Annotated in this window: 20 protein-coding genes and 1 tRNA gene; 8 read left to right on the top strand and 13 right to left on the bottom strand. The window is 69.7% G+C overall.

What is annotated here, in order from left to right; all coding sequences use genetic code 11:
- Positions 1-243: 243 nt before the first annotated feature.
- The 5 genes from G515_RS20385 to G515_RS0108805 form a co-directional block, all read right to left on the bottom strand.
- Positions 244-1,161 carry a PaaX family transcriptional regulator gene (locus G515_RS20385; RefSeq protein WP_051218050.1) on the bottom strand — a complete coding sequence of 306 codons (918 nt, stop codon included), beginning with the start codon at positions 1,159-1,161 and terminating at the stop codon, positions 244-246.
- A 56-nt stretch (positions 1,162-1,217) separates the two neighbouring features.
- The gene (locus G515_RS0108820) at positions 1,218-2,435 is read right to left on the bottom strand and encodes a cytochrome P450 (RefSeq protein WP_051218049.1); all 1,218 of its coding nucleotides are present in this window, start codon (positions 2,433-2,435) and stop codon (positions 1,218-1,220) included.
- 64 nt (positions 2,436-2,499) lie between these two features.
- Positions 2,500-4,137, bottom strand: coding sequence for a phosphonate ABC transporter, permease protein PhnE (gene phnE / locus G515_RS0108815; RefSeq protein ID WP_084653341.1), 1,638 nt, complete (start codon positions 4,135-4,137; stop codon positions 2,500-2,502).
- Positions 4,134-4,982: a phosphonate ABC transporter ATP-binding protein gene (gene phnC / locus G515_RS20380; protein WP_084653338.1), complete on the bottom strand. Its 849-nt coding sequence runs from the start codon at positions 4,980-4,982 to the stop codon at positions 4,134-4,136. Before phnC ends, phnE begins: the two co-directional genes overlap by 4 nt.
- 8 nt (positions 4,983-4,990) lie before the next feature.
- Positions 4,991-5,980 carry a phosphate/phosphite/phosphonate ABC transporter substrate-binding protein gene (locus G515_RS0108805; RefSeq protein ID WP_028659855.1) on the bottom strand — a complete coding sequence of 330 codons (990 nt, stop codon included), beginning with the start codon at positions 5,978-5,980 and terminating at the stop codon, positions 4,991-4,993.
- 277 nt (positions 5,981-6,257) lie between these two features.
- Between G515_RS0108805 and G515_RS0108800 the strand changes: the two genes are divergently transcribed.
- Positions 6,258-7,628: a TrkH family potassium uptake protein gene (locus G515_RS0108800; protein WP_245565309.1), complete on the top strand. Its 1,371-nt coding sequence runs from the start codon at positions 6,258-6,260 to the stop codon at positions 7,626-7,628.
- A complete protein-coding gene (locus tag G515_RS0108795) occupies positions 7,621-8,283 on the top strand; it encodes a potassium channel family protein (RefSeq protein WP_028659853.1) in 663 nt (220 codons plus the stop codon). The genes G515_RS0108800 and G515_RS0108795 overlap by 8 nt, the downstream gene beginning before the upstream one ends.
- 3 nt (positions 8,284-8,286) lie before the next feature.
- On the opposite strand, the gene G515_RS20375 is transcribed toward G515_RS0108795, so the two are convergent.
- Positions 8,287-8,601, bottom strand: coding sequence for a transcriptional regulator (locus G515_RS20375; protein ID WP_036555003.1), 315 nt, complete (start codon positions 8,599-8,601; stop codon positions 8,287-8,289).
- On the bottom strand, positions 8,598-9,068 hold the full coding sequence (locus tag G515_RS0108785) for a hypothetical protein (RefSeq protein WP_028659852.1): 471 nt from the start codon (positions 9,066-9,068) through the stop codon (positions 8,598-8,600). The genes G515_RS20375 and G515_RS0108785 overlap by 4 nt, the downstream gene beginning before the upstream one ends.
- Positions 9,069-9,314: 246 nt before the next feature.
- On the opposite strand from G515_RS0108785, the gene G515_RS0108780 reads away from it, so the two are divergent.
- On the top strand, positions 9,315-12,962 hold the full coding sequence (locus G515_RS0108780) for a (Fe-S)-binding protein (protein WP_028659851.1): 3,648 nt from the start codon (positions 9,315-9,317) through the stop codon (positions 12,960-12,962).
- A 172-nt stretch (positions 12,963-13,134) separates the two neighbouring features.
- Here G515_RS0108780 and G515_RS0108775 read toward each other — a convergent pair whose 3' ends face one another.
- Positions 13,135-13,386, bottom strand: a complete 252-nt coding sequence (locus tag G515_RS0108775) for a hypothetical protein (protein ID WP_028659850.1) — start codon at positions 13,384-13,386, stop codon at positions 13,135-13,137.
- Positions 13,387-13,411: 25 nt separating this feature from the next.
- Complete coding sequence (locus G515_RS0108770) at positions 13,412-15,190, bottom strand: sodium:solute symporter family protein (protein ID WP_051218047.1); 1,779 nt, start codon at positions 15,188-15,190, stop codon at positions 13,412-13,414.
- A gap of 100 nt (positions 15,191-15,290) precedes the next feature.
- On the opposite strand from G515_RS0108770, the gene G515_RS0108765 reads away from it, so the two are divergent.
- On the top strand, positions 15,291-15,821 hold the full coding sequence (locus G515_RS0108765) for a toxin-antitoxin system HicB family antitoxin (RefSeq protein WP_028659848.1): 531 nt from the start codon (positions 15,291-15,293) through the stop codon (positions 15,819-15,821).
- Between the two features lie 31 nt (positions 15,822-15,852).
- A complete protein-coding gene (locus G515_RS20370; protein ID WP_051218046.1) occupies positions 15,853-16,683 on the top strand; it encodes a DUF4097 family beta strand repeat-containing protein in 831 nt (276 codons plus the stop codon).
- A gap of 16 nt (positions 16,684-16,699) precedes the next feature.
- Here the strand turns inward: G515_RS20370 and G515_RS0108755 are convergent, their stop codons facing one another.
- Entirely contained in the window at positions 16,700-17,596 is an 897-nt protein-coding gene (locus tag G515_RS0108755) for a siderophore-interacting protein (RefSeq protein WP_245565305.1), read from the bottom strand.
- A 209-nt stretch (positions 17,597-17,805) separates the two neighbouring features.
- Here G515_RS0108755 and G515_RS20365 point away from each other — a divergent pair, with 209 nt between their 5' ends.
- Positions 17,806-19,791, top strand: a complete 1,986-nt coding sequence (locus tag G515_RS20365) for a VWA domain-containing protein (protein WP_051218045.1) — start codon at positions 17,806-17,808, stop codon at positions 19,789-19,791.
- 24 nt (positions 19,792-19,815) lie between these two features.
- On the opposite strand, the gene G515_RS23600 is transcribed toward G515_RS20365, so the two are convergent.
- Together G515_RS23600 and dcd are read right to left on the bottom strand one after the other, a co-directional pair.
- Positions 19,816-20,853, bottom strand: a complete 1,038-nt coding sequence (locus G515_RS23600; RefSeq protein ID WP_051218044.1) for a serine/threonine-protein kinase — start codon at positions 20,851-20,853, stop codon at positions 19,816-19,818.
- A 9-nt stretch (positions 20,854-20,862) separates the two neighbouring features.
- The gene (gene dcd / locus G515_RS0108740; protein ID WP_028659846.1) at positions 20,863-21,438 is read right to left on the bottom strand and encodes a dCTP deaminase; all 576 of its coding nucleotides are present in this window, start codon (positions 21,436-21,438) and stop codon (positions 20,863-20,865) included.
- Positions 21,439-21,518: 80 nt separating this feature from the next.
- Between dcd and G515_RS0108735 the strand changes: the two genes are divergently transcribed.
- A complete protein-coding gene (locus tag G515_RS0108735; RefSeq protein ID WP_051218066.1) occupies positions 21,519-22,322 on the top strand; it encodes an SGNH/GDSL hydrolase family protein in 804 nt (267 codons plus the stop codon).
- Positions 22,323-22,354: 32 nt separating this feature from the next.
- Positions 22,355-22,430, top strand: a tRNA-Gly gene (locus G515_RS0108730).
- A gap of 161 nt (positions 22,431-22,591) precedes the next feature.
- On the opposite strand, the gene G515_RS20355 is transcribed toward G515_RS0108730, so the two are convergent.
- A complete protein-coding gene (locus G515_RS20355; protein WP_211220982.1) occupies positions 22,592-23,971 on the bottom strand; it encodes an MFS transporter in 1,380 nt (459 codons plus the stop codon).
- Positions 23,972-24,001: the final 30 nt, after the last annotated feature.

Genomic DNA, 24,001 nt, shown 5'->3' with positions numbered 1-24,001 from the left:
GCTGCCGCGATCGATGTCGGAGGTCTCGACAATTGCGGCACTGCCCGAATCGGCGGGCGCTGTCGCGGCGAAGGCTGAGCCGGCGAGTGAGCAGGCGGCGACCGTCGCAAGTGCGGTGGTCGCCAATCCTAGGCGGGTGCGGAACATGACCGTGCCTTCCTGTGGCCCGAGGCCACGGGTGGATGTGGATCCCGACGGAGACGTCGGTGGATGGGGAGTCGGCTCCTACCGGGAGCGACCGGGTCAGTCGCCCTGGATGAGTGCGGAGGAACCTGTGAAGGTGTGATGCGTGGCCAGGTCTGGCAACTGCTCGTCGTGGCCGGACAAGGCGCGGCGGAACGCGGTCTCACCCGCGGGTCCGAGCTGGTCGTAGATCGCCGCGCAGCAGGCGAAGGCCCGCTGACCCGGATCGTGACCGTCCAGCAGTTCCGACGGGAGACGCGGATCGGCTCGCACCAGTCGGCGCCAGTCGGCCATCACGCGGGTGCGGGTGATCAGGGCCTCCCGAGGTCGGCCACGGAGACGGTCCAGATCCTCGAGCAGCGGTTGCCAGCGGCCACAGAACTCCTCGTAGGCCATCGTCAGCTCCGCGATGCCGAAGGCTTGCTCCAGCATCACCGGGGAGACTCCACCCGGCAGCCGTGCGCCGGCGAAGATCGACACGCGAGCAGGGTCGAAGCCGGGAACTCCCTCCTCAGCCAGCTCCCGGACCAGGCTCTGGACCGCGGCCGGGTGGTCGCCGGGGCGGACCCACAGCGCGTCGTAGAGGTTCCCGAAGCGCTGCGTTCTGAGACCTTCGCGCAGTGAACGGCGTGCCGTGGCGGCCTCTTCCGGTAGGGAGAAGGCCACGATGGTCCACGTGCCGTCCCAGGCGACGGGTCGGTGACTCATGAAGAGTGACCGCACGTGTTCGTCAAGAGCCTCGCGGCTCTTGGCCTGAACTCCGTAGCGGGTCTGTCGGCCCTCCCGCTGTCCGACCAGGAAGCCGCGCTGCGCGAGCCGTTGGATGGCGGCGCGGGCTCCGGCCGGACTGACCTCGAAGGTGCCCAGCAGGTCGACCAACGCCGCCGACGGGATCGCCTCGTTGCGGCCGAACCAATAGTCCCCGAGGAGCACGGTCAGCAGTTGCTGCGATTGAGCGCCCTGCTGGAACCGCGGCATCCGCGGGTCGCGGACAACCGTGCGGGGACTCTCGTCAGCTTCTCCGGTCAGCATCGTCACCGCCCCGCCCGGCTGCGGATCGCGATCGGGACAGCGCGCGGGCCGTACTCCAGCCAGTTCATCATCTCCACCTCGCCCGCGAGCTCAAACCACTCCGTTCCGGTGAGCACCGTTTCGAGAGCGATGCGGAGCTCGATCCGTCCCATCCTCGCTGCCGGGCATCGATGAGCGCCGCGCCCGAAGGCGAGGTGGGAGTTGTTGGGCCGCCGCAGCACGAACTCGTCGGGGCGCTCGAAGACGCCCTCGTCGCGGTTGGCAGACGGGAAGATCAGGGCGATCGGCTCACCAGCACGCACCTCGCGCCCGTGGATCGTCGTGTCTCGGCGTGCCGTTCGTGCGAACACCCGATACGGCGCGTGTAGGCGAAGCAGTTCCTCGATCGCCACCGGCAGATCCTCAGGTCGCTCGCGCAAGTGCCTTTGCAGCTCGGGCGCGGTCGCGAGGTGGACCAGACAGCTCCCGAGGATCGCCTGAGGTGCCCCCATCCCGGCCACGATCATCTGCCGGATGGTGGCGATCGCGGACTTCTCGGTGATGTGGTTGACGGGGTCGGATGCTGCCTCGTGCAGGCTGGCGGCCAGGTCCTGGTCCGGATTGGGGTCGGCCGCGAGCCGATCGCGATAGATCTGCTCCGCGATGGTGTACAGCTCTGCGCTACACCTACCGATGACTGCATCGTCCATGTCCTGGATGGCGAAGGAGTAACGCACCCCGACCTCGCGGATGTGCCTGGCGAGGTCGCTCGGCACTCCCAGGAACGCCGCGAAACAATCAACGACGTACGGCGCCGCGAAGTCGCGCATGGCGTCGGGGCTCTCGGCCGCGACCAACCCCGCGAGCAGTTCCTCGGCGCTCGCCCGGAACTGGGGTTCCCGGGCCCGCAGGTTCACTCCGCGGAGCACCGGGTCGATCGCCTGGCGGTAGGCGGTGTGCTCGGGCGGATCGAAGTGCAGCGGCGGCCGGCGGGAGGAACGGGGGACGTGCGGCACCACGTTCTGCACGGAGGTGATGAAGAGGTCGTCGTCGCCGGTCACTCGGAGCACGTCGGCGTAGGTCGTGGCCGACCAGAATCCACCGAAGGCATCGCTCCACGGGAAGGGGTTCCCCGCCCGCAACTCCGCATAGTCCCGGTGGGCGCTGCCGAAGGTCTCGTGGACCGCCGGTTCCCACTCCGAGCTCCGAAGCGGGTGACCCTCGGCGAGGTCGCGGGCCACCGCGGGTTCGGCTGACCGCGACCGATCAGGAGACGAGTGGGGACAACCAGGCTGAGTGGACACCTCAGATCACCCGCGTCCTGGCCCAACGGGCGACCGCTTCGAGGGCGACCACCACGACGACCAGGCAGATCAGGACGCCGGCGGTGGTGCCGTAGTCCAAGCTGGCCACGGACTCCTGCAGGACGAATCCGATCCCTCCCGCACCCACGATCCCGAGGACCGCAGATTCGCGCAGGGCGAGGTCGGAGGTGAACAGACTGTTGCCGATCAGCGACGGCACGAACCGCGGCCAGACCCCGCTGACGAAGACCTGCAGTCGGGAGGCGCCGGTGGCCTCCAGCGCTCGCAGGGGTCCAGGATCGACCCCCTGGAGGGCGTCGGTGAAGAACTTCGCCGCCAGCGCCGTACAGGAGATGGAGAGCGCGAGGAAGCCGGCGAACGGACCGAGCCCGAGGGCGGCGACGAAGACCAGGGCGTAGATGACATCGGGGACCGAGCGCATCAGGACGACCAGCACCCTCAGTGCGAACGACAGCGGCGCGAACCGCACCACATGTCCGGTCGAGAGGATCGCGATCACCAGGCCGATGACCACGCCGACGGTCGTGGCCGTCAGCGCCATCACAACGCTCTCGAAGATGCCGGTCAGCACAGCCGAGTCGATCACCGGAGGGAAGAAGCCGGTCACCAGGTCGACGGCCGCCTGCCAGGACCTCCCCAACCGACTGGGATCGAAGGACACCTGGGTCAGTGCGTAGAGGAGGGCGCCGGCGGCGATCAGCGCGCCGCCGGTGCGTAGCAACCGGGCTCGGTTCCAGCCAGGTCGGATCGGGTCGGCCGTTCGGCGGTACAGCTCGGAGGTGACGCCGTCCTGAGCATGCTCGGCGACGGCACGCTGGACCAGGAACGAGACGAGTTCCAGCGCCAGGAGAAGGAGGCCGATGACCACGATGATCCCGGCCGCCTGCTGGTAGTTGAGGCTCCCGATCGCGGTCTGCAGGGCTACGCCGATCCCCCCGGCGCCCACCAGGCCCAGGACTGCGGACGCCCGGATGTTGATGTCCAGCCGATAGAGCACGAGGCTCGAGATCGCGGGCAGCGACCGGGGCAGGGTGGTCGCGGTGAAGTTCTGGAAGCGCGACGCCCCGACCGCGCCGATCGCCTCACGAGGAGCCGGAGTCAGTTCCTCGAAGACATCAGCCATCATCTTGGCGATCATCCCGACCGAGTGGAAGGCGATCGCGAGCGCCCCTGCGAACGGGCCGAGTCCGAAGATCCGTACGAAGACGATCGCGAAGACGAGCGAGGGCACAGCACGAGTGACGACGATGATTCCGCGCACCAACCACTGAACCGATCTGGGACCCGTGAAGTTCCGCGACGCGGCAGCGGCGAGCGGCAGCGAGACCACCGTGGCGACCCCGGTGCCCGCCAGTGCGATCCAGAGCGTCTCCAGGACGAGGGTGACCAGCTCGGAGAGCGAGCCGAACTCCGGTGGCAACATCCGCTCCAGCAGCCGAGCGATGTCGCCGGCACCGTCCTGCAGGGCGGTGAGGTCGATGGCGATCCACCACACACCGAAGACCGAGACAGCCAAATAACCCAACGGGATCAGCCAGGTGGCCGCTGCCGCGCGGGGCGGTCGGGGTTCACGCTCGCGCGTGACCGCAACCGGGCGTGAGGGAGTCGTGACGCTCATGTCGCCGGCCCGTTCCGTTGGTAGATGCTGCGGATCTGCGACTCGTTGGTCTGCGACGTGGCGGTGTCGAGCACCAGCGAGCCGTCGCGCACGGCCACGATGCGGTCCGAAATCGCCAGGGCGAGGTCGACCTGGTGGAGCGAACAGACGACGGTGAAACCGTCCTCGGCACTGAGTCGCCGCAGCGTTTCGAGCACCGAGAGGCTCGACGAGGGGTCGAGCGAAGCGACGGGCTCGTCAGCGAGCACGATCTCAGCATCCTGCATGAGCGTACGAGCGATCGCGACCCGCTGCTGCTGGCCACCCGACAAGGTGTCGCAGCGCTGGAACCGCGCGTCGATGAGGCCCACGCGCTCCAGGTTCCCGGCGGCTCGTCGCCGAAGGTCTTGGGGGTAGCTGGAGACGCCGTAGCGGGGCAGGCGCAGCGAGCCCAGCGCCCCCATCAGGACGTTCTCCATCGCGCTGAGCCGGCCGACCAGGCCGAATTGCTGGAACACGAAGCCGATGCGGGTCCGCAACCGCTGCAGTTCCCGGCGGGAGCACTTCGTCGGGTCGGTCCCGAGCACGGACACTGTTCCGACGGTGGGTCGATGACTCCCGTTGAGCAGCCGCAGCAGCGTGGACTTACCAGCCCCGGACGGGCCGACCAGGGCCACGAACTGACCCGGGCTGACCTCGAGGTCGATCCCGGCTAGGACCTCCTTGGCACCGAAGGACATGCCCACACCGTCGAGCCGAAGGCTCGCCTGCGCGCGGGATCCGACATCTGCGGCGTCACCGCCGGGAACGTTCACGATAGTTGATCCTGGCCGCGGCACCGGTGGTGGATTCTGAGACGTGGTCATGATGGTCCTCACTCCTCGCGGCAGACATCCGCCTGAGTGGTTTCACAGATATCGCGGATCGAGTCGTAGTCGGCATCCGTGGCGGGTTCGAAGGCGAAAGCACCCGTGCCGCCCCACATGCATGACGGCTTCCCGGCGTACTCCTCACCCCACAGATCGGGCGCCGGCTGCTCGGCTCCCTCACACATACCGCCTTCGGCCGCGCTCACCGAGTTGTACTTCTGCATCGCGGCAGCGACACCGTCCTGCACATCCTGCGGCAGCCAGTCGCCGACCACCATCGGGGTGCCCGGCAGACCATCGGACGTCCAGATCTTGGTGACGTCCCCGTCCTTGATCACGCCCTTGGCGGGCAGGATCTCGTCGACGAAGGTCGATGCGACGAAAGCGGCATCGCAGTCACCTGCCAGCATCTGGGTGACAGCGGTGTCGTGCGAACCGGCGAAGACCGGGTTGATGTCCTTCTCAGGGTCGATCCCGGCCTCGATCAGTCCGGCCGTCGGCGCGAGGTATCCCGTGGTCGACGCCGGGTCGGTGAAGCACACGTCGCCACCGCGCAGGTCGTCCACCGACGTGATGTCCGACCCCGCCTTCACCACCCCAACCGAGTAGACGGTCCCCGAGCCGGGCTCAGGGGTGAGCTGATCCATGGCGAGGGGAGAGATGTCCGCGACGTCTCGCGCGAGGTAATAGGAGAAGGCACCGTAGACCGCGACGTCGACGCGCTCGGCGACCTGCGCTTCGATCACGCCGGAGTTGCTGCTCACCGTCTCCACCGAGACCGGGAGACCTGTCTCCTCCTCGATGGCAGCGACGACAGGTTCGAAGGACTTCTCCAGGTCTTCGCTGTTGTCGGTGGGGACCACCGCGAAGACGAGCTCGGAGGGGTCGGCCGAGCCGCTCGAGTCGTCGGCGCGGGCGTTCGGGCTCTCCCCGCAGCCGGATACAACGAGTGCAAGGGCGGCGAGGCCGAAGGTCAAGGTTGGAGCCAGGCGCATGGGAGTGCTCTCTGTGCGGAAGCAGCATGTGAGCCACTTCGACGTGTTGGTGTTCACTTATGTGTGGCCTATCGACACCCACAGATCACGGGGCCGTGACGGACATCACCATAAATAATCAGGATTCCTGCTAGTTGTCAATGGCTCTGACGGCCCGATCGCGGCCACAACGCTTCTTCCCGCGATCCGCCGAGCTGTCGCCCGCGCGCGCAAGCTGGGGCGATTCGCGGCCCGCGATGGCGACGCGGGGATGCGGGCGGATCTAGGCTGTCGCCTCGTGGCTCTTCGTGGCTCCAGCCTGACCACCCGCTTGGCCAGTCGCCGGCGGTTCTTCCGGCATCCCGCCCAGGTCGTGGTGGTCGCCTTCGCGGCAACCATCGCCCTGGGCACGGTGCTGCTGATGCTGCCGCTCGCCACCGAGGGCGACGGTCACGCGGGCTTCGTGACCGCACTGTTCACCGCCACCAGCGCGGTGTGCGTCACCGGACTCGTCGTGGTCGACACACCGACGTACTGGTCCGGGTTCGGCGAGGGCGTGATCCTCGGGCTCATCCAGCTCGGCGGGCTCGGTGTGATGACCTTCGCGTCCCTGCTCGGCATGCTGGTCTTCCGCCGCCTCGGTCTGCGCTCCCGATTGACCGCCCAGACCGAGCGCAACACCGCCGGCCACGGCGAGGTGCGCAGCGTGATCCGGGGCGTGATCGGGATCAGTCTCGCCTTCGAGGCGGTGGTGGCCCTGGCCCTCTTCCTCCGCTTCTGGCTGGGGTACGACGAGCGGGTCGGCCAGGCGGCGTACCACGGCGTGTTCCATGCCGTCTCGGCCTTCAACAACGCCGGCTTCGCACTCTTCTCCGACAACCTGATGGGCTTCGTCGGCGACCCGTGGATCATCCTGCCGATCTGCATCGCCATCATCGCCGGTGGTCTCGGCTTCCCGGTCTGGCTCGAGCTCGGCAGGAGGCACCGGCCGCGGCACTGGAGCCTGCACACCAAGCTGACCCTGACGATGACCGTGCTGCTGCTGGTCGGGGGCACCATCTTCGTCACCGCGGCCGAGTGGCACAACGACCGCACCCTCGGGGCACTGGACGGGCCGACCCGGCTACTGGCCGGATTCACCCAGTCGGTGATGCCACGCACCGCCGGGTTCAACACCCTCGACTACGGCCAGATGCACGAGAGCACCCTGCTGGGCACCGACATCTTGATGTTCATCGGCGGCGGCTCGGCCGGCACCGCGGGCGGCATCAAGGTGACCACGTTCATCCTGCTCCTCTTCGCCGTCCTCGCCGAGGTGCGCGGAGACCGCGATGCGCATGTCTTCGGCCGCCGGCTCGACGACCGGGCGATCCGGCAGGCCCTGGCCGTGGTGCTGCTGGCGATCGGCGCCGTCGTCCTCGCCACGCTGTGCCTGATCCCGATGGTCGAGGCCCCCACCAGCGCGGTGCTCTTCGAGGCCACCTCCGCCTTCGCGACGGTCGGACTCTCCACCGGAATCACCTCGTCCTTCCCGCCCGCGGGTGAGATCATTCTCGCGGTCCTCATGTTCGCCGGCCGGGTCGGCACGATCACCCTCGTGTCCGCACTCGCCGTACGCAGCCGTGAGAATCTCTACCGACTCCCAGAAGGACGGCCCCTCATTGGCTGACAAACTGACCCGCGGAGTCGTGGTGCTCGGCCTCGGCCGCTTCGGCCGGTCCCTCGCCCTCGAACTCATGGCCGCCGGCGACGACGTCCTAGGCGTGGACGCCGACCCGCGCCTCGTGCAGCAACTCTCCGGCCGCCTCACCCACATCGTCGAGGGCGACACCACCAGCGAGGAGGTGCTGCGCCAACTGAACATCGGCGACTTCAGCCGGGCCGTCGTGGGCATGGGCACCGACCTGGAGGCCAGCATCCTGACCGCCTCGGTGGTGCTCGACCTCGGCGTGAAGCAGGTGTGGGCCAAGGCGATCAGCGCCTCGCACGCCCGCATCCTGACCCAGATCGGTGTGCACCATGTCGTCCGCCCCGAGCACGACATGGGCAAGAAGGTGGCCCACCTGGTGCGCGGCCGGATGCTCGACTACATCGAGTTCGACGACGGCTATGCCTTCGTCCGCACCCGGGTGCCGCAGGCGATGCACGGGCGTAGCCTGAGCGGCTTCGGCGTGCGTCAGTTGTACGACGTCACGGTGGTCGGGGTGAAGCCCGCCGGTGGCGAGTTCACCTACGCCACCCCCGAGACCGTCCTCCGCGCCGGGGACGAGATCATCGTCAGCGGACAGCAGCGCAAGGTCGAGGCGTTCGCAGCCCTCAGCTGAGGTTCACCCGGGAGGCTGGTCGATCCGCGCCGGCACCTGGTCGAGCAGGTCCTGCAGGGCCTGGCGGTGCGCCCGGTAGGCGCGCCGACCGTCCTTGGTGATCCGGAAGGTCGTCACACTCCCCCGGCCCCGCCCCTGCTTGTCGATCCGGACGTAGCCCGCGGCAGCGAGCGCGCTCATCTGCTTGGACAGGTCGGAGTCGCTGACCTGGAGGTGGTCACGCAGGAACGGGAAGTCCACGCTCTGGGCGTGCGCGAGCAGCGCCATCGCCGCCAACCGCTTGGGCGGATGGATCAGGGGGTCGAGCCCTGCGATCACGCCACCCGCCTCCTGAGCCGGCCGGCAGCCCGTTCATAGACCAGCCCGTAGACCCAGAAGCCGGCCGTACCGCCGAGGAAGGCGAACGGGACCGCGAACACAAGCCCCCACTGCTCGGCCGCGACCCAGACGACGCCCATGAAGGTGAGGAAGTAGACCAACCAGGCGAAGTAGGCGACCGCGATCTCCCGCGGCGGCTTGCCCCGCGGGAAGGCGCCCCAGCGGCGACGCTGATAGCCGAAGTAGGCCCCGAGGAAGGCCACCATCACGATCATCAGGACCACGGTGGCGATCTCCCAGGCCCGCCCGGCACCGTCGGGCAGCCCGACCAGCACCGCCCAGACGGCGCAGTAGACCCCGAATCCCGGTGCGGCCCACCATGGATCCTTCGGGTATTCGACGTACGGAGCCACCGCGGCCCGGTCAGCCATCCGGAGTTGCTCGTTGAGCTCGTCATCACTTTCCATGTCGGCAACATTAACGACAACTTTCCGGATCGGCAAGCATTCTGGGGTCCGAGGAGCTCGACGACGTCAGGGATCGCAAGAGAACCCCCATCCACCTCGGACCAAGGCAAGCCTCATGAATGACCGTTCAGTAGGATCCTTGTCACGCCGACGCCCCTCACGTGAGGGGGCCCACACGCAATAGGCTCTGACGCACGCCTGCCCGGATGCCGCGGGAGGGCACGTATCTCAACGAAGGGCCTACAGATGTTGCAGATCATCGCCATTGTCGTGGCGGGTGTGCTCACCGTGGCTGCCGCCGTCATCTTCCTGACCGGTCTCCGGGACATGCTCAAGGTGATCCGGATGGGCCAGCCATCCACACCGCGCACGGACCGACCCGGTCGGCGTACGGTCACCATGTTCAAGGAGACGGTGCTCCACACCAGAATGCTGCAATGGACCTGGGTCGGTGTCATGCACTGGTTCGTGTTCGCGGCCTTCCTGATCCTCAGCACCGCCGTACTCCAGGCCTACTTCCAGCTCTTCGACGCCGAGTTCGTCTACCCGCTGGTGGGGCACTGGTACCCCTGGGAATGGCTGTGCGAGTTCATCGGCGTACTGAGCACGATCGGCATCATCTACCTGATCGTGGTCCGGCAGCGCAATCACCCGCGCGACCTCGGCCGCAAGTCCCGGTTCTTCGGCTCCACCTTCTGGCAGGCCTACTTCATCGAGGCGATGGCCCTGCTGGAGGGCTCGGCGATCCTCTTCGTCCGCGGTGCGGAGTACAACCTGCTGGCCGCTCACGGCGACACCGACCACGCCAGCCGCGCCCACTTCCCGGTCTCGTCCTGGTTCGGGGACGTGCTCTACCCCAGCGGCGCCGACTCGATCGCGTCGCTTGAGAACATCATCTACGCGATCGCGGTCTTCAAGATCGCACTGGCGATGGTCTTCCTGATCGTCGTCGGCCGCAACCTCACCATGGGCGTGGCCTGGCACCGCTTCAGCGCCTGGTTCAACATCTGGTTCAAGCGGGAGTCCTCCGGCCGCACCGCGCTGGGCGCGATCAAGCCGCTGACCTCCGGTGGCAAGGCCATCACCCTCGACGACATCGACGACCTCGACGAGGACAGCAAGCTCGGCGTCGGCGCGGTCGAGGACTTCGCCTGGAAGGGCATCCTCGACTTCACCACCTGCACCGAGTGCGGCCGCTGCCAGAGCCAGTGCCCGGCCTGGAACACCGAGAAGCCGCTCTCCCCCAAGCTGCTCATGATGGGCCTGCGCGAGCACGCCTACGCCAAGGCTCCCTACGTCAACACCCCCGAGGACGAGCGCGACGCGCTCCGCGAGGAGCTACGCGCGATCGGTGAGAAGTCGCTGATCGGCAAGGCCGAGGATGGCGACTGGTTCTACAACCCCGAGGGCGGCGACTTCGTCATCGACGAGGACGTCCTCTGGTCGTGTACGTCGTGCGGCGCCTGCGTTCAGCAGTGCCCCGTCGACATCGAGCACGTCGACCACATCATGGACATGCGCCGCTACCAGGTGCTGGTCGAGTCCAACTTCCCCACCGAGCTCAATGGCCTGTTCAAGGGGCTGGAGAACAAGGGCAACCCCTGGAACATGTCGGCCAACGCCCGCATGGACTGGGCCAAGGACCTCCCCTTCGACGTGAAGGTCGTCGGCGAGAGCATCGAGTCCCTCGAAGAGGTCGACTGGCTGTTCTGGGTCGGCTGCGCCGGCGCCTACGAGGACCGCGCCAAGAAGACCACCCGCGCCGTGGCCGAGTTGCTCGACCTGGCCGGCATCTCCTTCGGCGTACTCGGGAACGGCGAGACCTGCACCGGCGACCCGGCCCGCCGCGCCGGCAACGAGTTCGTCTTCCAGGGCCTGGCGCAGCAGAACGTCGAGACGTTCAAGGAGTTCAAGGTCAAGAAGGCCGTCACCACCTGTGCTCACTGCTTCAACACGCTGAAGAACGAGTACAAGGAGTTCGGCATCGAGCTCGAGGTCGTGCACCACACCCAGCTGCTCAACCGCCTGGTGCGCGAGGGCAAGCTGACCCCGGTCAAGGACGGCGCCGGCGCCCACAAGCGCTCCATCACCTACCACGACCCGTGCTACATCGGCCGCCACAACGGCGTCTACTCCCCCCCTCGCGAACTCCTCCAGATCCTCCCCGGCGCGGAGTACAAGGAGATGCCCCGCAACTCCGAGCGCTCCTTCTGCTGCGGCGCCGGCGGCGCCCGCATGTGGATGGAGGAGACCATCGGCGAGCGGATCAACGTCAACCGCACCGAGGAGGCCGTGGCCACCGGCGCCGACCAGATCGCGGTCGGCTGCCCGTTCTGCCGGGTGATGCTCTCCGACGGGCTCACCGCCGCGCAGTCCAACGGCAACGCCCGCGAAGAGGTCGAGGTGCTCGACGTCGCCCAGATGCTGCTCGCCTCGGTCAAGGGCGAGATGGCCACCAAGTTGGCCCCGGGTGCCGGTGTCGCAGCGGGAGTCGCCGTCGCGGCCGAACCGTCCGCAGGCGACGTCACCATCACCGAGGACACCGTGGTCGCCACCGAGGACGCCGGTCCCGCGGCCAAGGCGTCGGGCGGTACGTCGCTGTTCGACTCGGCTCCGGCCGCGCCCGCCGAGACGGCTCCCGACGACGCATCCTCGCTCTTCGACACCCCCGCTCCGAGCGAGCCGGGTGCCGGTGGCGGCTCGTCGCTGTTCGACATGGGCGGCGACCAGCCTGCTGCACCCGAGGCGAAGTCGGGCGGATCGCTGTTCGACATGGGCGGCGACGAGCCGGGGGCACCGGAGGCGAAGGGCGGCTCGCTCTTCGATCTCGGTGGCGACGAGCCGGCGGCACCGGCCGCCCCAGCCGCTCCGGAGGCCCCCGCAGGGGGCGGGTCGCTCTTCGACATCCCTGCCGAGGAGACGCCCGCGCCGGCCGAGCCGGCCGGCGAGCAGCCCGACCTCGGTGCCGGGGGCTCCCTGTTCGACGTCGCTCCCTCCGCCCCGGCCGAGCCTGCCTCCCCGGCTGCTCCTGCGACCCCGGCTGCTTCGGCCGCCCCGGTCGAGGAGCCCGGTGTCGACCTGAGCGCCGGAGGGTCGCTGTTCGACATCCCCGCGGCGCCGGCCGAGCAGGCCACGCCGGCGGCCCAGTCGGCACCGGAGCCGACCGCCGAGCAGACGGACCCCACCCCCGCTCCGAGCCCGGCCCCTGCCGGCGGAACGGCGGTGGCCTCCTCCCCGCGCACCGACGTCGACATCGAGGCAGCCTCCTCGCTCTTCGACATCGAGGCTCCCGAGGGGCAGGTCGTCGCCGCTGCCGCGGTCGCGGCAGCACCGGTCGCGCCCCCTGCCGCGGCGCCTGCCACGGCCGAGCAGCCCGCTGCGGCCCCGGCTCCCGCCGAGGCGGAATCGCCGCCTGCCGCTGCGGCTCCGGAGGCTCCCGCCGCCACCGCCGCGCCGTCCGCCCCGGCACCCACCGCCCCGGCTCCGGCCGTTGCGGCTCCGGCCGTTGCGGCTCCGGTGATCGGCGCCAGTTCGGGGATCGCTTCGACGCCACGCAGCGACGTGGACATCGAGGCGGCCGGCTCGCTCTTCGACATCGAGGCCCCCGAGGGCCAGGTCGTCGCAGCCCCCGCGGAAGCCGCGCCTGCCCCGGTCGAGGAGGTGGCACCCACCGAGGACGCCGTACCGGCCGCGGAACCTGAGGCCGCCGAGCCTGAAGTCGCCGAGCCCCAGGTAGCCGAGCCGCAGGTCAGCGAGCCCGAGGCTGCGGCAGAGCCCGCTACCGAGGCACCGGCGACCGCCACTTCGGGTGAGGCATCGCCCTCCTCCGGCGAGGCGCACACCCCGCGCACGGATGTGGACATCCACGAGGCCGGTTCCCTCTTCGACCTCTGAGGCCGGTCGGGACGCAGCGGCGCCGTACTCCCCCGGGAGTGCGGCGCCGCTGCCGTCTCCCGTCCGCGCACAGGTGCTACGACGGCGTGGTGGTCAGCGCCCCGCCCCTCCCCCGACACCCACCACCGACCGGACCAAAGGACCCGGACGGCGGGGGGTCAGCGAAGGATGGTCAGTCGCCGGAGGTCGGGGGGACGACGGTGGGGCGCAGGACCGCCCAGAGGATGAACGCGGCGGCGACGACGAGCAGGGCGAGACCGGCCCAGAGGTTGGCGTTGACGCCACCGGTCTTGTCGAGTTCCTGGTCGCCGAACAGGCCCATCGCGGTGAGGATGACGCCGTAGACGGCCAACAGGCCGCCGATGATGTTGCGGATGTCCGCCAGCCCGGCGGTCCGGCGGGGAGTGCCGGATGGGTTCGACATGGGGATCTCCTTCTCGGATCGTGGGTCAGATGAGGATGTTGAGGATGATGACCAGCACCAGCGCGATCAGGGCGAGCGGGATCGTGCGGCGGTAGAACGGGTAGCCGGCCTCGTCCGGGTCGGTGAGCGACTCCTTGGGTGTCTCCGAGTAGACCAGGCCGACGAGTTCGGAGGCGGGTTTGGGCCGGGTGAACAACGTGACCACGATGCTGACGACGACGTCGACGACGAACGCGGCGCCGGCGGCCAGGAAGGCCGCACCCTGACCGTCGATCGGGATCACGCCGATGCTGAGCGAGCCCAGGGTGCCCTCGCACAGGATCGCCACGATGATCGCGCCCACGGTGCCCGAGACCAGCCCGACCCAGCCCGCGGTGGCGGTCATCCGGCGCCAGAACATACCCACGATGAACGTCGCGAACAGGGGTGCGTTGAAGAACCCGAAGAGCGTTTGCAGGTAGTCCATGATGTTGCTGAAGTTCGACGCCAGAGCCGCGGTGAAGATCGCGACCACGGTCGCGCCGACCGTGGCGAGCCGGCCGATGGTGAGGTAATAGCCGTCGGGACGGTCCTTGACGACGTACCGCTCCCACAGGTCGTAGCTGAAGACGGTGTTGAACGCCGACACGTTCGCCGCCATGCCCGCCATGAACGCGGCGAGGAGTCCCGCGATGGCCAGGCCCAGCAGGCCGTTGGGCAGCACGTCGCGCATCAGTAGCAGCAGCGAGTCGTTGTAGGACACGTTGCCGCCCGATCCGCCCGGGATCTCCGCGGTGCCGCCGGAGGCCTTGAGGTCGGCGATCTCGGTGACGAGTACGGCGGCGATCATGCCGGGGAGGATCGTGATGAACGGGACGAACATCTTCGGGAAGGAGCCGATGATCGGCGTCTTCCGGGCACTGGAGATGGAGTTGGAGGCCATCGCCCGCTGCACCTCGACGAAGTTGGTGGTCCAGTAGCCGAAGGAGAGCACGAACCCGAGGCCGAAGACGATGCCGATCACCGACATCACGTCGTTGTCCAGGCCGGACAGCGCGTTGCCCGGCCACGGGTTCAGCTGCTGGTCGGCGGGTACGACGGTGTCGGGGTTGGCGCTGGCCGCTCCGGTGATGCCGTCCTGGACCCCCTGCCAGCCGCCGACCCGGTGGAGGCCGATCAGGGTGAGCGGCAGCAGGGCGGCCACGATGACGAAGAACTGGAGCACCTCGTTGTAGATCGCCGCCGACAGCCCGCCGAAGGTGATGTAGGAGAGCACGATGACCGCCGCGACGATCAGCGCCACCCACAGCGGCCAGCCCAGCAGGGCGTGCACGATCGAGCCGAGCAGATAGAGGTTGATGCCGGCGATGAGCAACTGTGCGACGGCGAAGGAGAGTGCGTTGACCAGGTGCGCGCCGGTGCCGAAGCGGCGGTACATGAACTCGGGGACCGACCGCACCTTGGAGCCGTAGTAGAAGGGCATCATCACGACGCCGAGGAAGAGCATCGCCGGGATCGCGCCCACCCAGAAGTAGTGCACCGTCGGCAGGCCGATCTCGGCGCCGGTGGCCGACATGCCCATGATCTCGACCGCGCCCAGGTTGGCGGAGATGAAGGCGAGTCCGGTGACCCAGGCAGGGAGCGATCTTCCGGAGAGGAAGAAGTCCACGGAGTCGGAGACCTGGCGCCTGGCGACCATGCCGATACCGAGCACCACGGCGAAGTAGATGAGGACGATCAGATAGTCGACTGCCTTCGCGTCGATGATCGTGTCGCGCGCCGCCACGACGGTGGCGGCATGAGCCGAGATTCCGCTGAGCGCCATGCGAGGCAGTCAAGCACCTGGGCCGCCTCGGGTGATGGCTCCGGGCCAGATGACACCAAGCTGGCTTGATCTGACGTCACATTGGCGTCAGAATGGCGTCATGGATCTGAGCCCGTACGCCGACACCCTCCGCCGGGATCTCCTCCGGGTAGCGGAGGCCGGCGGCCCCGAGGTCCGCGACGCCATCGAGCGGGTCACCCATGCCATCGAACCCGCCGCCCGACTGGCCCTGATGGAGGCGATCGGCCAAGCTGCGGCCGAGATCTCAGCCGAGCTCCCCGACGCCAGCGTCGAGGTCCGGCTCGACGGTCGCGACCTCGGCTTCGTCCTCCAGCACCTGGCCCCGGAGCAGCCGACGGCACCGTCGCGCCCCTCGACCACGGAGCCGGAGGCCACCACCGACGCCGGCCAGGCCCGAGTCTCCCTCCGCCTGCCCGAGCCGCTCAAGGCCCGAGCCGAGGAGGAGGCCGCGCAGGCCGGGCAGTCGCTCAACACCTGGCTGGTCGCCGCCGTCCGGGCGGCCACCGGGTCGGCCTCCGGGCCGACCGACCCGACCCCCTCATCCTTCAGCCCCCCGCCGCTCGGCGACCGGCCGACCTCGGGCCCCCGCCGCCTCACCGGGTGGCTGTGACCAGCACGCCACCCGACCACCAGGAGACCCCATGACGACCCAGCAGTACGACCACTCCTTCCACACCCCTGGCCCGATCAAGCTCCACATCGAACTGGGCAGGGGCTACGCCGACCTCACCTTCTCCGACACCGACCGCACCACGGTGGTGGTCGCCGGCCGCGATGCGGATCAGTGCCGCGTCGAGCAGCACCAGGACCACATCGCAGTGATCGGCCCGAAGAGGCAGGGGCTCACCGGCTCCGACCTCGTCGTCCAGGTGGTGGCGCCGACCCTGTCCACCCTGACCAGCAGGACCGGCAGTGCGGAGGTCCGGGTCGCCGGCGTCTGCGGCACGGCCAGGACCCAGTCCGGTTCGGGTCAGGTCGAGTTCGACCGCGTCGAGGGTTCCCTGGTCGCCAGCAGCGGCTCAGGGGACGTCCGCGTCGCCGAGGCCGTCGGCGACGTTCGGGTGAAGAGCGGCAGCGGCGACTGCTCGCTGGGTACGACGGCCCGCTCGGTCGTGGTCTCGACGGGGTCCGGCGACGCCGAGATCGGCAGGGCGACAGGCCCCGTCCAGGTCAAGACCGGGAGCGGCAGCCTCCGGATCGCCGAGTCGTTCGGCCAGGACGTCGTGCTCAAGACCGGCAGCGGGGACCTGGAGCTCACCTGCGTCCACCGCGGTCGGGTCAGCACCAAGGGCGCTTCCGGCGACGTCAGGATCGGGGTGCCCACCGGCGTACCCGTGTGGACCGACATCACCACCGTCAGCGGGCGCATCGAGTCCGCCCTCCAGCCCACGGGCGCGCCCGCGGAGGGTCAGGAGCATGTGGAACTTCGGCTGCGCACCGTCAGTGGCGACATCAGCCTGGCGGGGCGCTGAGGGCGGGACGCCGGGATCAGGCGCGCATCGCGACGCCCTCGCGCCAGTAACCCATGAAGGCGACCTGCGAGCGGTCCAGGCCGATGTCCTTGACCAGCACGCGGCGCAGCCCGGTGACGGCCTTCGACTCTCCCGCGATCCAGGCGTAGAGCGCACTGTGCTCGTGCGGGAGATCCGCGATCTCCTCACCGGAGGACGAATACTCCGGCGTTTCCCACAGCCCGACCTCGACCTCGTCGTCGGCCACGCTGGGGAGTGCCGCCACCGCACCGAGGTGCGCGACCGTCGCCTCGTGCATCCGCTGCCCCACCGGTGCCTCGTCACGAGGCAACCAGACGATCTCCACCCCGTCGGGGCCGGAGATCTGCTGGACGTCGTCCGCGCGGGGCACCTCCACGAACGCCGTACCGCGGGCATGAACAGGCAACTGCTCGACGATCGCCGCGATGGCCGGCAGCGCCGACTCGTCGCCGACGAGCAGGAGTCGCTCGAGCGAATCGGGCGCGAACTCGATCCCTCCCATGTACTCCCCCTTGCGCGGGCACACGACCAGCAGCCGCGACCCGACCTCGGCGGCGAGCGCCCAGCTCGAGCCCGGCCCGTGCGGGGCGGGGTGGACGACGATGTCGACGACCAGCCTGGTGTCGGCCCCGGTCCCGAGGACCTCGCGGATCGTGTAGGTGCGGATGCTGCCGCGCTCGTCCTCGGGCAGGGCGAGGTAGTCCTGCCACCAGGTGGCCTCCCCCAGACCCTGCGGGAGCTCGCCGGCCTCGTTGGGGAAGATCAGCTTGATCCGCTGGTCGTAGGTGGGTCCCTCCACCCCGAAGTCGGCCAGGCCGGCGGCGCCCAACTCGACCCGGACGAAGGACGGAGAGAGCCGGTGTACGGCAGTGGCGGTGACTTCGATGAGCACGGGAATCCTCTCGGCGGAACTGGGCGGTCCTCGGCCGAGCCACCCGCGGGTGAGCTCGACCGCTTCAACGCGCATTGACGTCCCAGGTTGGTTAGGAAAGCCTAACCAGTCGAATCGCCTCGCGGTGAATCGAGGGTCCACGATTAGGACCCGGGCCGGGCGGGTAGGACGATCCCGCTGTCCGTCTCCCCCCGGAAGAGAACCCCGCCATGCCCACCCCCGCCCGCGTCGGCCTGCCCGGCGTGCTCGCCTCGGCCGTCCTGCTCCTGCTCGCCCTCACCGCCGTCCCCGCGCAGGCCGACGACCCGTCCGGCGAGGCCACCGACACCTCCTCGGGCACCGAGGTCGACACCGACTACGGCCGGATGATGCTGGTGCTCGACTCCTCGGGTTCGATGGCGGAGAAGGCCGGCGGCAGCACCAAGATCGACCAGGCCAGGCAGGCGCTCGCCACCGTCATCGATGCCCTGCCCGAGGAGGCGTACGTCGGGCTGCGCGTCTTCGGCTCGGAGGTCTTCGCCGCCAAGGACCCTGGCGCCTGCCAGGACACCCGGGTCGTGGTGGAACCGGGCACCGACAACCGCGCCGAGATGGAGCAGGCGGTCGCGTCGTACAAGCCGTACGGCGAGACCCCTATCCCCGCCGCGCTGCGTGCCGCCGCCGCCGACATCGGCGGTGAGGGCAAGCGTTCGATCGTGCTGGTCTCCGACGGGGAGTCGACCTGCTCCCCCGATCCGTGCCAGGTGGCCGCCGACATCGCGGCCGATGGTGTCGACGTCCAGATCGACGTGGTCGGGATGTCGGTCTCGGGCAAGGCCCGCGAGCAGTTGCAGTGCGTCGCCGAGAAGGGCGGCGGCACCTACTACGACGCCGCGGACGCCGCCGAGATGGAGAGCACGATGACGCGGATCAGCGAGCGCGCCATGCAGCCCTACGCCGCGACCGGTGACCCCGTCACCGGCACCGAGAACATCTCCGAGGCGCCGGTGCTGACCGAGGGCACCTACGCCGACACCATGCCGGTCACCTCGGCGAAGCGGTTCTACCTGCTCGACCGCACCATCCCCGGTTCCACCCTGCGCGTCGGCCTCACTGCCCAGCCCTACGCCGACCAGAGCCTCGACCTCACCCTGAGCACCGGGGCGGGCGCGGAGTGTGGCAGCTCGACCGCCGAGAACGACGCCTATGAGGACAACAACCGCAACCGACTCCTGCACGGGGCCGTCCTCAGCAGCGAGGCCGCCTACCAGGACGAGTGCTTCACCTCCGACCAACTGGTGCTGACCCTGGAGGTCACCGACGGCCGCTCGAAGGGCGACACCCCGCTGGAGATCGTGGTGGGCGAGGAGCCGCCGCTCGCGTCGTACGACGGGCTCCCCCCTGCCGCGGAGCACGAGGACGTGCTGTGGGACAACGTCCCGAACGAGCAGGATCCCGTCGACACCGGCTTCGGCAGCTCCTTCGCCGACGCCGTGGAACTGGAGGACAACGCCTACCGCCGCACCATCGTGCCCGGCGAGATCCAGCTCTTCCGGGTGCCGCTCGACTGGGGCCAGCGGCTGCAGACCGAGGTGCGGCTGCACGCCGCTCCGAAGCTCGCCGACGTGGTCGCCCCCGACTCCGATCTCAGGGTCGAGCTGTACGACCCGTATCGCGCCGATGCCGATCTGACCTCTGTCTCCGACGTGTCCGGTGACTCGATCAGCAACACCACCAACCTCTACGGGATCGACGATGAGTCGCGCATCGGAGCCACCACCGCGCCGGTCCGCTATCTCAACCGCGAGACCTACCTGGCCGACGTCCGGGCGGCCGACACGTCCGGTGACTACTACGTGGCCGTCCAGCTGAGCGACGAGGCGACCCGGACCACCTACGAGCTCACCTACGATCTGATCGTGAGCAGGCCCGGCACTGCCGGGGAGGGCGCACCGGACTACGCCGAGGAGGGTCTGGCCACTCCCGTCCCCTCACCGTCGGCGTCCCCCACCGAGGAGCCGACCGAGGACCCGGCTGCCCCCACCGAGGAGCCCAGCGCCTCCGCGGAGGCCGGCGAGCCGGCCACCGCCACCGACGAACCCGGACCCTCGACGGTCAAGCTGGTCGCGGCCGGGAGCCTCGGCACGCTCGGGGTCGCGGCCCTGCTCGGCGCCGGCGTACTGCTCCTGCTGCGCTCGCGGCGCCGTTCGCACTGATCCCCGACCCCTGCCCTCGGGCGGTCAGAGCACGACGATGATCGCTGCCAGCAGCAGGAGGAGTCCGGCTCCCGCGAGCAGCATCGGCAGGAGCAGGCTCGACCTGTGCTCGTCCGCGGCCCGCACCTGGGTCTCGGCCCGTGTCGGCCGCCGCGGCCCGGACGGTGGCCCGCTGACGGGCCCCGGAAGCGGGCCGGACCGCGGCCCCGACGAGGGTCGCGGTCCCGACGCCGACGGAGGCGGTCCGCTCGGGCCGGACGGGGCCCCCGGCGCAGCGAACTGGTCTGCGACGAACACCCCCGCCGGATCCCAGGATCCGGCGGTCGCCAGCTCGCCCAGGGCCTCCCGGAACTGCGCCACGGTGGGACGCCGGGCAGGGTCCTCGGCCCGGGCGGTGACGAGTAGGTCCTGGAGCCGTCCGACGGGCCCAGACCCGAGGTCGAACGGCGGCCGTCTGCCGGTGAGCATCTCCAGCCCGACCGTGGCGGCGCCGTACACGTCCTGGGCCGGATCGGGCTCGGCACCGAGTTCGACCTCGGGGGCCATGTAGCCGGTGGTCCCGACCGACTGGGAGACCCGGGTGAGCCGGGGCTCCCCCAGCGGCGCCGCGATGCCGAAGTCGGTGAGCCGGACGATCGGCCTGGCCGCACCTGTGGGCTCGAGGAGCAGGTTGGCCGGTTTCACGTCGCGGTGGACGACACCCGCCTCGTGGACGGCGGCGAGCCCGGCCAGCAACTGGTCCAGGACGGCGCTCACCCAGGGCTCCGGCAGGGCGCCGTAGGTCGTGATCAGGCCGGCGACCGAGCCGCCGCGAACCAGCGGCATGGTGAACAGGACCACGTCGTCCTCGCCGGCCCACGACATCGGGGTGACCACGTGCGGGTGGTGGATCCGGGTGGACTGCTCCCGCATGAATCTCAGCAACGAGGACGCGTCGATCTGTCGCAGCAGCTTGGCCGCCTTGACCTGGCCGTCCTTGCGGTCGTGTACGCGCCACACCGACCCCATGCCGCCTTCGGCGATGGGGTCGAGGAGTTCGTAGCGACCGCCGAAGACCTGCATCCGGGTGTCCTAGATCGGGGTGCGGTGGAAGTTCTGGAACGACCGGGATGGCGTCGGGCCCCGCTGACCCTGGTAGCGCGAGCCGTACTTCGCCGAGCCGTAGGGGTGGTCGCTGGGCGAGGAGAGCCGGAAGAAGCAGAACTGGCCGATCTTCATCCCGGGGTAGAGCTTGATCGGGAGGGTCGCGACGTTGGCCAGCTCCAGGGTCACGTGCCCGGAGAACCCGGGGTCGACGAAACCCGCGGTCGCGTGGGTCAACAGCCCGAGGCGGCCCAGCGACGACTTCCCCTCGACCCGGGCGGCCACGTCGTCGGGCAGCGTCACGACCTCGAAGGTCGACCCCAGCACGAACTCTCCGGGGTGCAGGATGAAGGGCTCGTCGCCGTCCGGCTCCACCTCGCGGGTGAGATCGGTCTGGTCGGCGGCCGGGTCGATATGGGGGTACTTGTGGTTCTCGAAGACCCGGAAGAAGCGGTCGAGGCGCACGTCGATGCTGGAGGGTTGCATCATCGCCGGGTCGTACGGGTCCAGCCGGATCCGGCCGGCGTCGATCTCGGCGAGGATGTCGCGGTCGCTCAGCAGCACGCCGCACAACCTACCTGCCCCGGCCGCTCGACGTACCCCCGCGACCATGCGCCGGGCTCCCGGAGCGCACAATGGAGGCCATGGTGCTCGACGCTCTGATCCCCGGTCGGTTCCAGCGGTACGTCGCCCTCGGGGACTCCTTCACCGAAGGTGTCGGCGACCCCGATCCGGGTCGCCCCAACGGCGTTCGGGGTTGGGCGGACCGGGTCGCGGCGCAGCTCGCCGGGCAGGACGATCGCTTCCGCTACGCCAACCTCGCCATCCGCGGCCGCAAGCTCCCCCAGATCCTCGCCGAGCAGCTCCGGCCGGCGCTCGCGCTGGAGCCCGACCTGGTGACGATCTACGCGGGCGGCAATGACATCCTCCGCCCCCGGGTCGACATCGACACCCTGATGACCCACTACGACCGGGCGATCGGCCAACTGCGAGCGAACGGCGCCACGGTGCTGGTGTGGACCGCCTTCAGCGGGCAGGGCTCGGCGATGTACAAGCCGATGCGGGGGCGGTTCGCCTACTACAACGAACTCGTCCGCGAGAGCGCCGACCGGCACGGTGCCACCATCGTGGACTTCTGGCGGATGCGCGAGTACGACGACTGGGGGTGGTGGGACCTCGACCGCCTGCACATGGCCGCGCCTGGCCACGAGCTGATGGCCGTCAAGGTGCTCGACCGGCTCGGGATCAGGCACTCGCTCCCGGCACCAACCCCACGCCCCCTGCCCGTGCTCACCCGCCGCGAGCAGCGGTCCGCCAACTGGGAGTGGACCAAGGACCACCTGGCCCCCTGGGTGCGGCGCCGGGTCACCGGCCGCTCCTCCGGAGACGGTCTCACCCCGAAATTTCCCGAACTCGCCCGCCCGATGGACATCCCCTCGACCCGGTGAGGTAGCATCCTCACCGCCGGTCAGCCGGCACTGCGGATGTAGCTCAGTTGGTAGAGCGCGACCTTCCCAAGGTCGATGTCGCGAGTTCGAGTCTCGTCATCCGCTCCACGATCCCCCGAGATCGCGCTCCAGCGCGACGCTCCGCCGAACGTCGATGTCGCGAGTTCGAGTCTCGTCATCCGCTCCACTCCACGATCCCCCGAGATCGCGCTCCAGCGCGACGCTCCGCCGACGTCTGACCCGGCCACCGACCGACTGTCCTCCGCCCGTCACGCCTTGGGACGGGCGGAGGAGAGCCGTACGCCGAGGGGCGCCGTGGCCGCCACGAGGAATGCCATCACGACCAGCGCAGCGGTGTACCCGGCGGTGAGGTCACCAGCCCGCTGCGGTGCTGCGATCGCCGCAGCCACAGCCATGAGCAGGGCCAGCAGCACCGCTCCACCCAGTTGACGCGAGGTGTTGAGCAGCCCGGAGGCCAGCCCCACGCGGTCCTCGGGAACGTCGGCCAAGGCCGAGAGCGTCAACGGCAGCCCGGAGAACCCGCACCCGGCCATCGCGAGGAACGAAGGGGCGAGCACCTGCGCGGGTGCGGACTGCAGCAGCACGACGGTACAGAGCCAGAGCAGACCGGTCACCGTGAGGGCTACGCCGATCAGGTAGGCCTTCCGCTGCGACGCCCACCGCAGCAGCTTCGGAGCCAGCCTGGCACCGAGGCTGATCCCGATCGCTCCGGGGAGCAGCAGGAAGCCGGTCGCGACGGGCGTGGCGTGGTGCACGTTCTGGAGGTGGAGCGAGAGGAAGAAGAAGGTCGCGCCGACGACCCCGCCGGTCAGCAACGAGAGCGTATTGGCGATGACCAGCGAGCGGATGCGAAAGATCGACAGCGGCATCAGCGGCGCGCTGACCCGGCGCTCGATCGCGACGAAGCCGAGGGCCAGGACGACCGCGACGGCGATCAGTGCGACGGTGCGCGGGTCGGACCACCCGAGGCCTTCGGCGGTGGTGATCCCGCCGATGAGGGCGCCCGACGCACCGGTCACGGCCACCGCACCGGGGACATCGAGGCGTCCGTGGCTTCCATGGCCGCGGCGGACGGGGAAGACGACCAGCGCGGCGACCATCAGCGCGACGCCGACCGGGACGTTGATCATCAGCACCCACCGCCAGTTCAGCAGCCCCGTGAGTAGGCCTCCGAGCACGCCGCCGAGCGCACCGCCGATGCCCGCCACTGCGGCCCAGATCCCCAGTGCGCGCGCCCGTTCCTGAGACCCGCGGAAGGTCCGGGTCAGCAGGGTCAGGGTGACCGGGGCGAGCACGGCGCCCCCGACACCCTGGACGGCGCGCGCGGTGATCAGTTGCCACCCCTCGACGGCGAGGCCGCCGGCCAGGCTGGAGACGGTGAAGACGACCAGCCCGACCTGGAAGACGAGCTCGGCTCCCCAGAGGTCGGCAGCCCGACCACCGAGCAGCAGGAACCCCGCCAGGGTCAGTGCGTAGGCGTTGACCACCCACTGCAGCTGCCCGGCGGAGAGTCCGAGCTCGCGCTGCATCGCGGGCAGCGCGACGGTCACGACCGAGAGGTCGAGCACTGTCAGCAGCGCGACCGCGCTGGCGACGACGAGCACGGCGGTCTGGCGCCGGGACGACACCTCCGATGTCGACGCGGCGCGGAGCATCCC

Origin of the sequence: Nocardioides insulae DSM 17944 (assembly GCF_000422825.1) — a bacterium.
GTDB classification, from domain to species: Bacteria; Actinomycetota; Actinomycetes; order Propionibacteriales; family Nocardioidaceae; genus Nocardioides; species Nocardioides insulae.
Note: the sequence above shows the minus strand (reverse complement) of the source record. Positions and strands in the feature narration are given on the sequence as shown.

Bases quoted from the DNA above. Each gene is read 5' to 3' on its own strand.
- G515_RS0108765 (WP_028659848.1), top strand. From the start codon at position 15,291: ATGGATCTGAGCCCGTACGCCGACACCCTCCGCCGGGATCTCCTCCGG.
- G515_RS0108780 (WP_028659851.1), top strand. From the start codon at position 9,315: ATGTTGCAGATCATCGCCATTGTCGTGGCGGGTGTGCTCACCGTGGCT.
- G515_RS0108785 (WP_028659852.1), bottom strand. From the start codon at position 9,068: ATGGAAAGTGATGACGAGCTCAACGAGCAACTCCGGATGGCTGACCGG.
- G515_RS20370 (WP_051218046.1), top strand. From the start codon at position 15,853: ATGACGACCCAGCAGTACGACCACTCCTTCCACACCCCTGGCCCGATC.
- phnC (WP_084653338.1), bottom strand. From the start codon at position 4,982: ATGACCACGTCTCAGAATCCACCACCGGTGCCGCGGCCAGGATCAACT.
- G515_RS0108735 (WP_051218066.1), top strand. From the start codon at position 21,519: ATGGTGCTCGACGCTCTGATCCCCGGTCGGTTCCAGCGGTACGTCGCC.
- phnE (WP_084653341.1), bottom strand. From the start codon at position 4,137: ATGAGCGTCACGACTCCCTCACGCCCGGTTGCGGTCACGCGCGAGCGT.
- G515_RS0108805 (WP_028659855.1), bottom strand. From the start codon at position 5,980: ATGCGCCTGGCTCCAACCTTGACCTTCGGCCTCGCCGCCCTTGCACTC.
- G515_RS23600 (WP_051218044.1), bottom strand. From the start codon at position 20,853: ATGCAGGTCTTCGGCGGTCGCTACGAACTCCTCGACCCCATCGCCGAA.
- G515_RS20385 (WP_051218050.1), bottom strand. From the start codon at position 1,161: ATGCCGCGGTTCCAGCAGGGCGCTCAATCGCAGCAACTGCTGACCGTG.
- G515_RS0108775 (WP_028659850.1), bottom strand. From the start codon at position 13,386: ATGTCGAACCCATCCGGCACTCCCCGCCGGACCGCCGGGCTGGCGGAC.
- G515_RS0108770 (WP_051218047.1), bottom strand. From the start codon at position 15,190: ATGGCGCTCAGCGGAATCTCGGCTCATGCCGCCACCGTCGTGGCGGCG.
- G515_RS20365 (WP_051218045.1), top strand. From the start codon at position 17,806: ATGCCCACCCCCGCCCGCGTCGGCCTGCCCGGCGTGCTCGCCTCGGCC.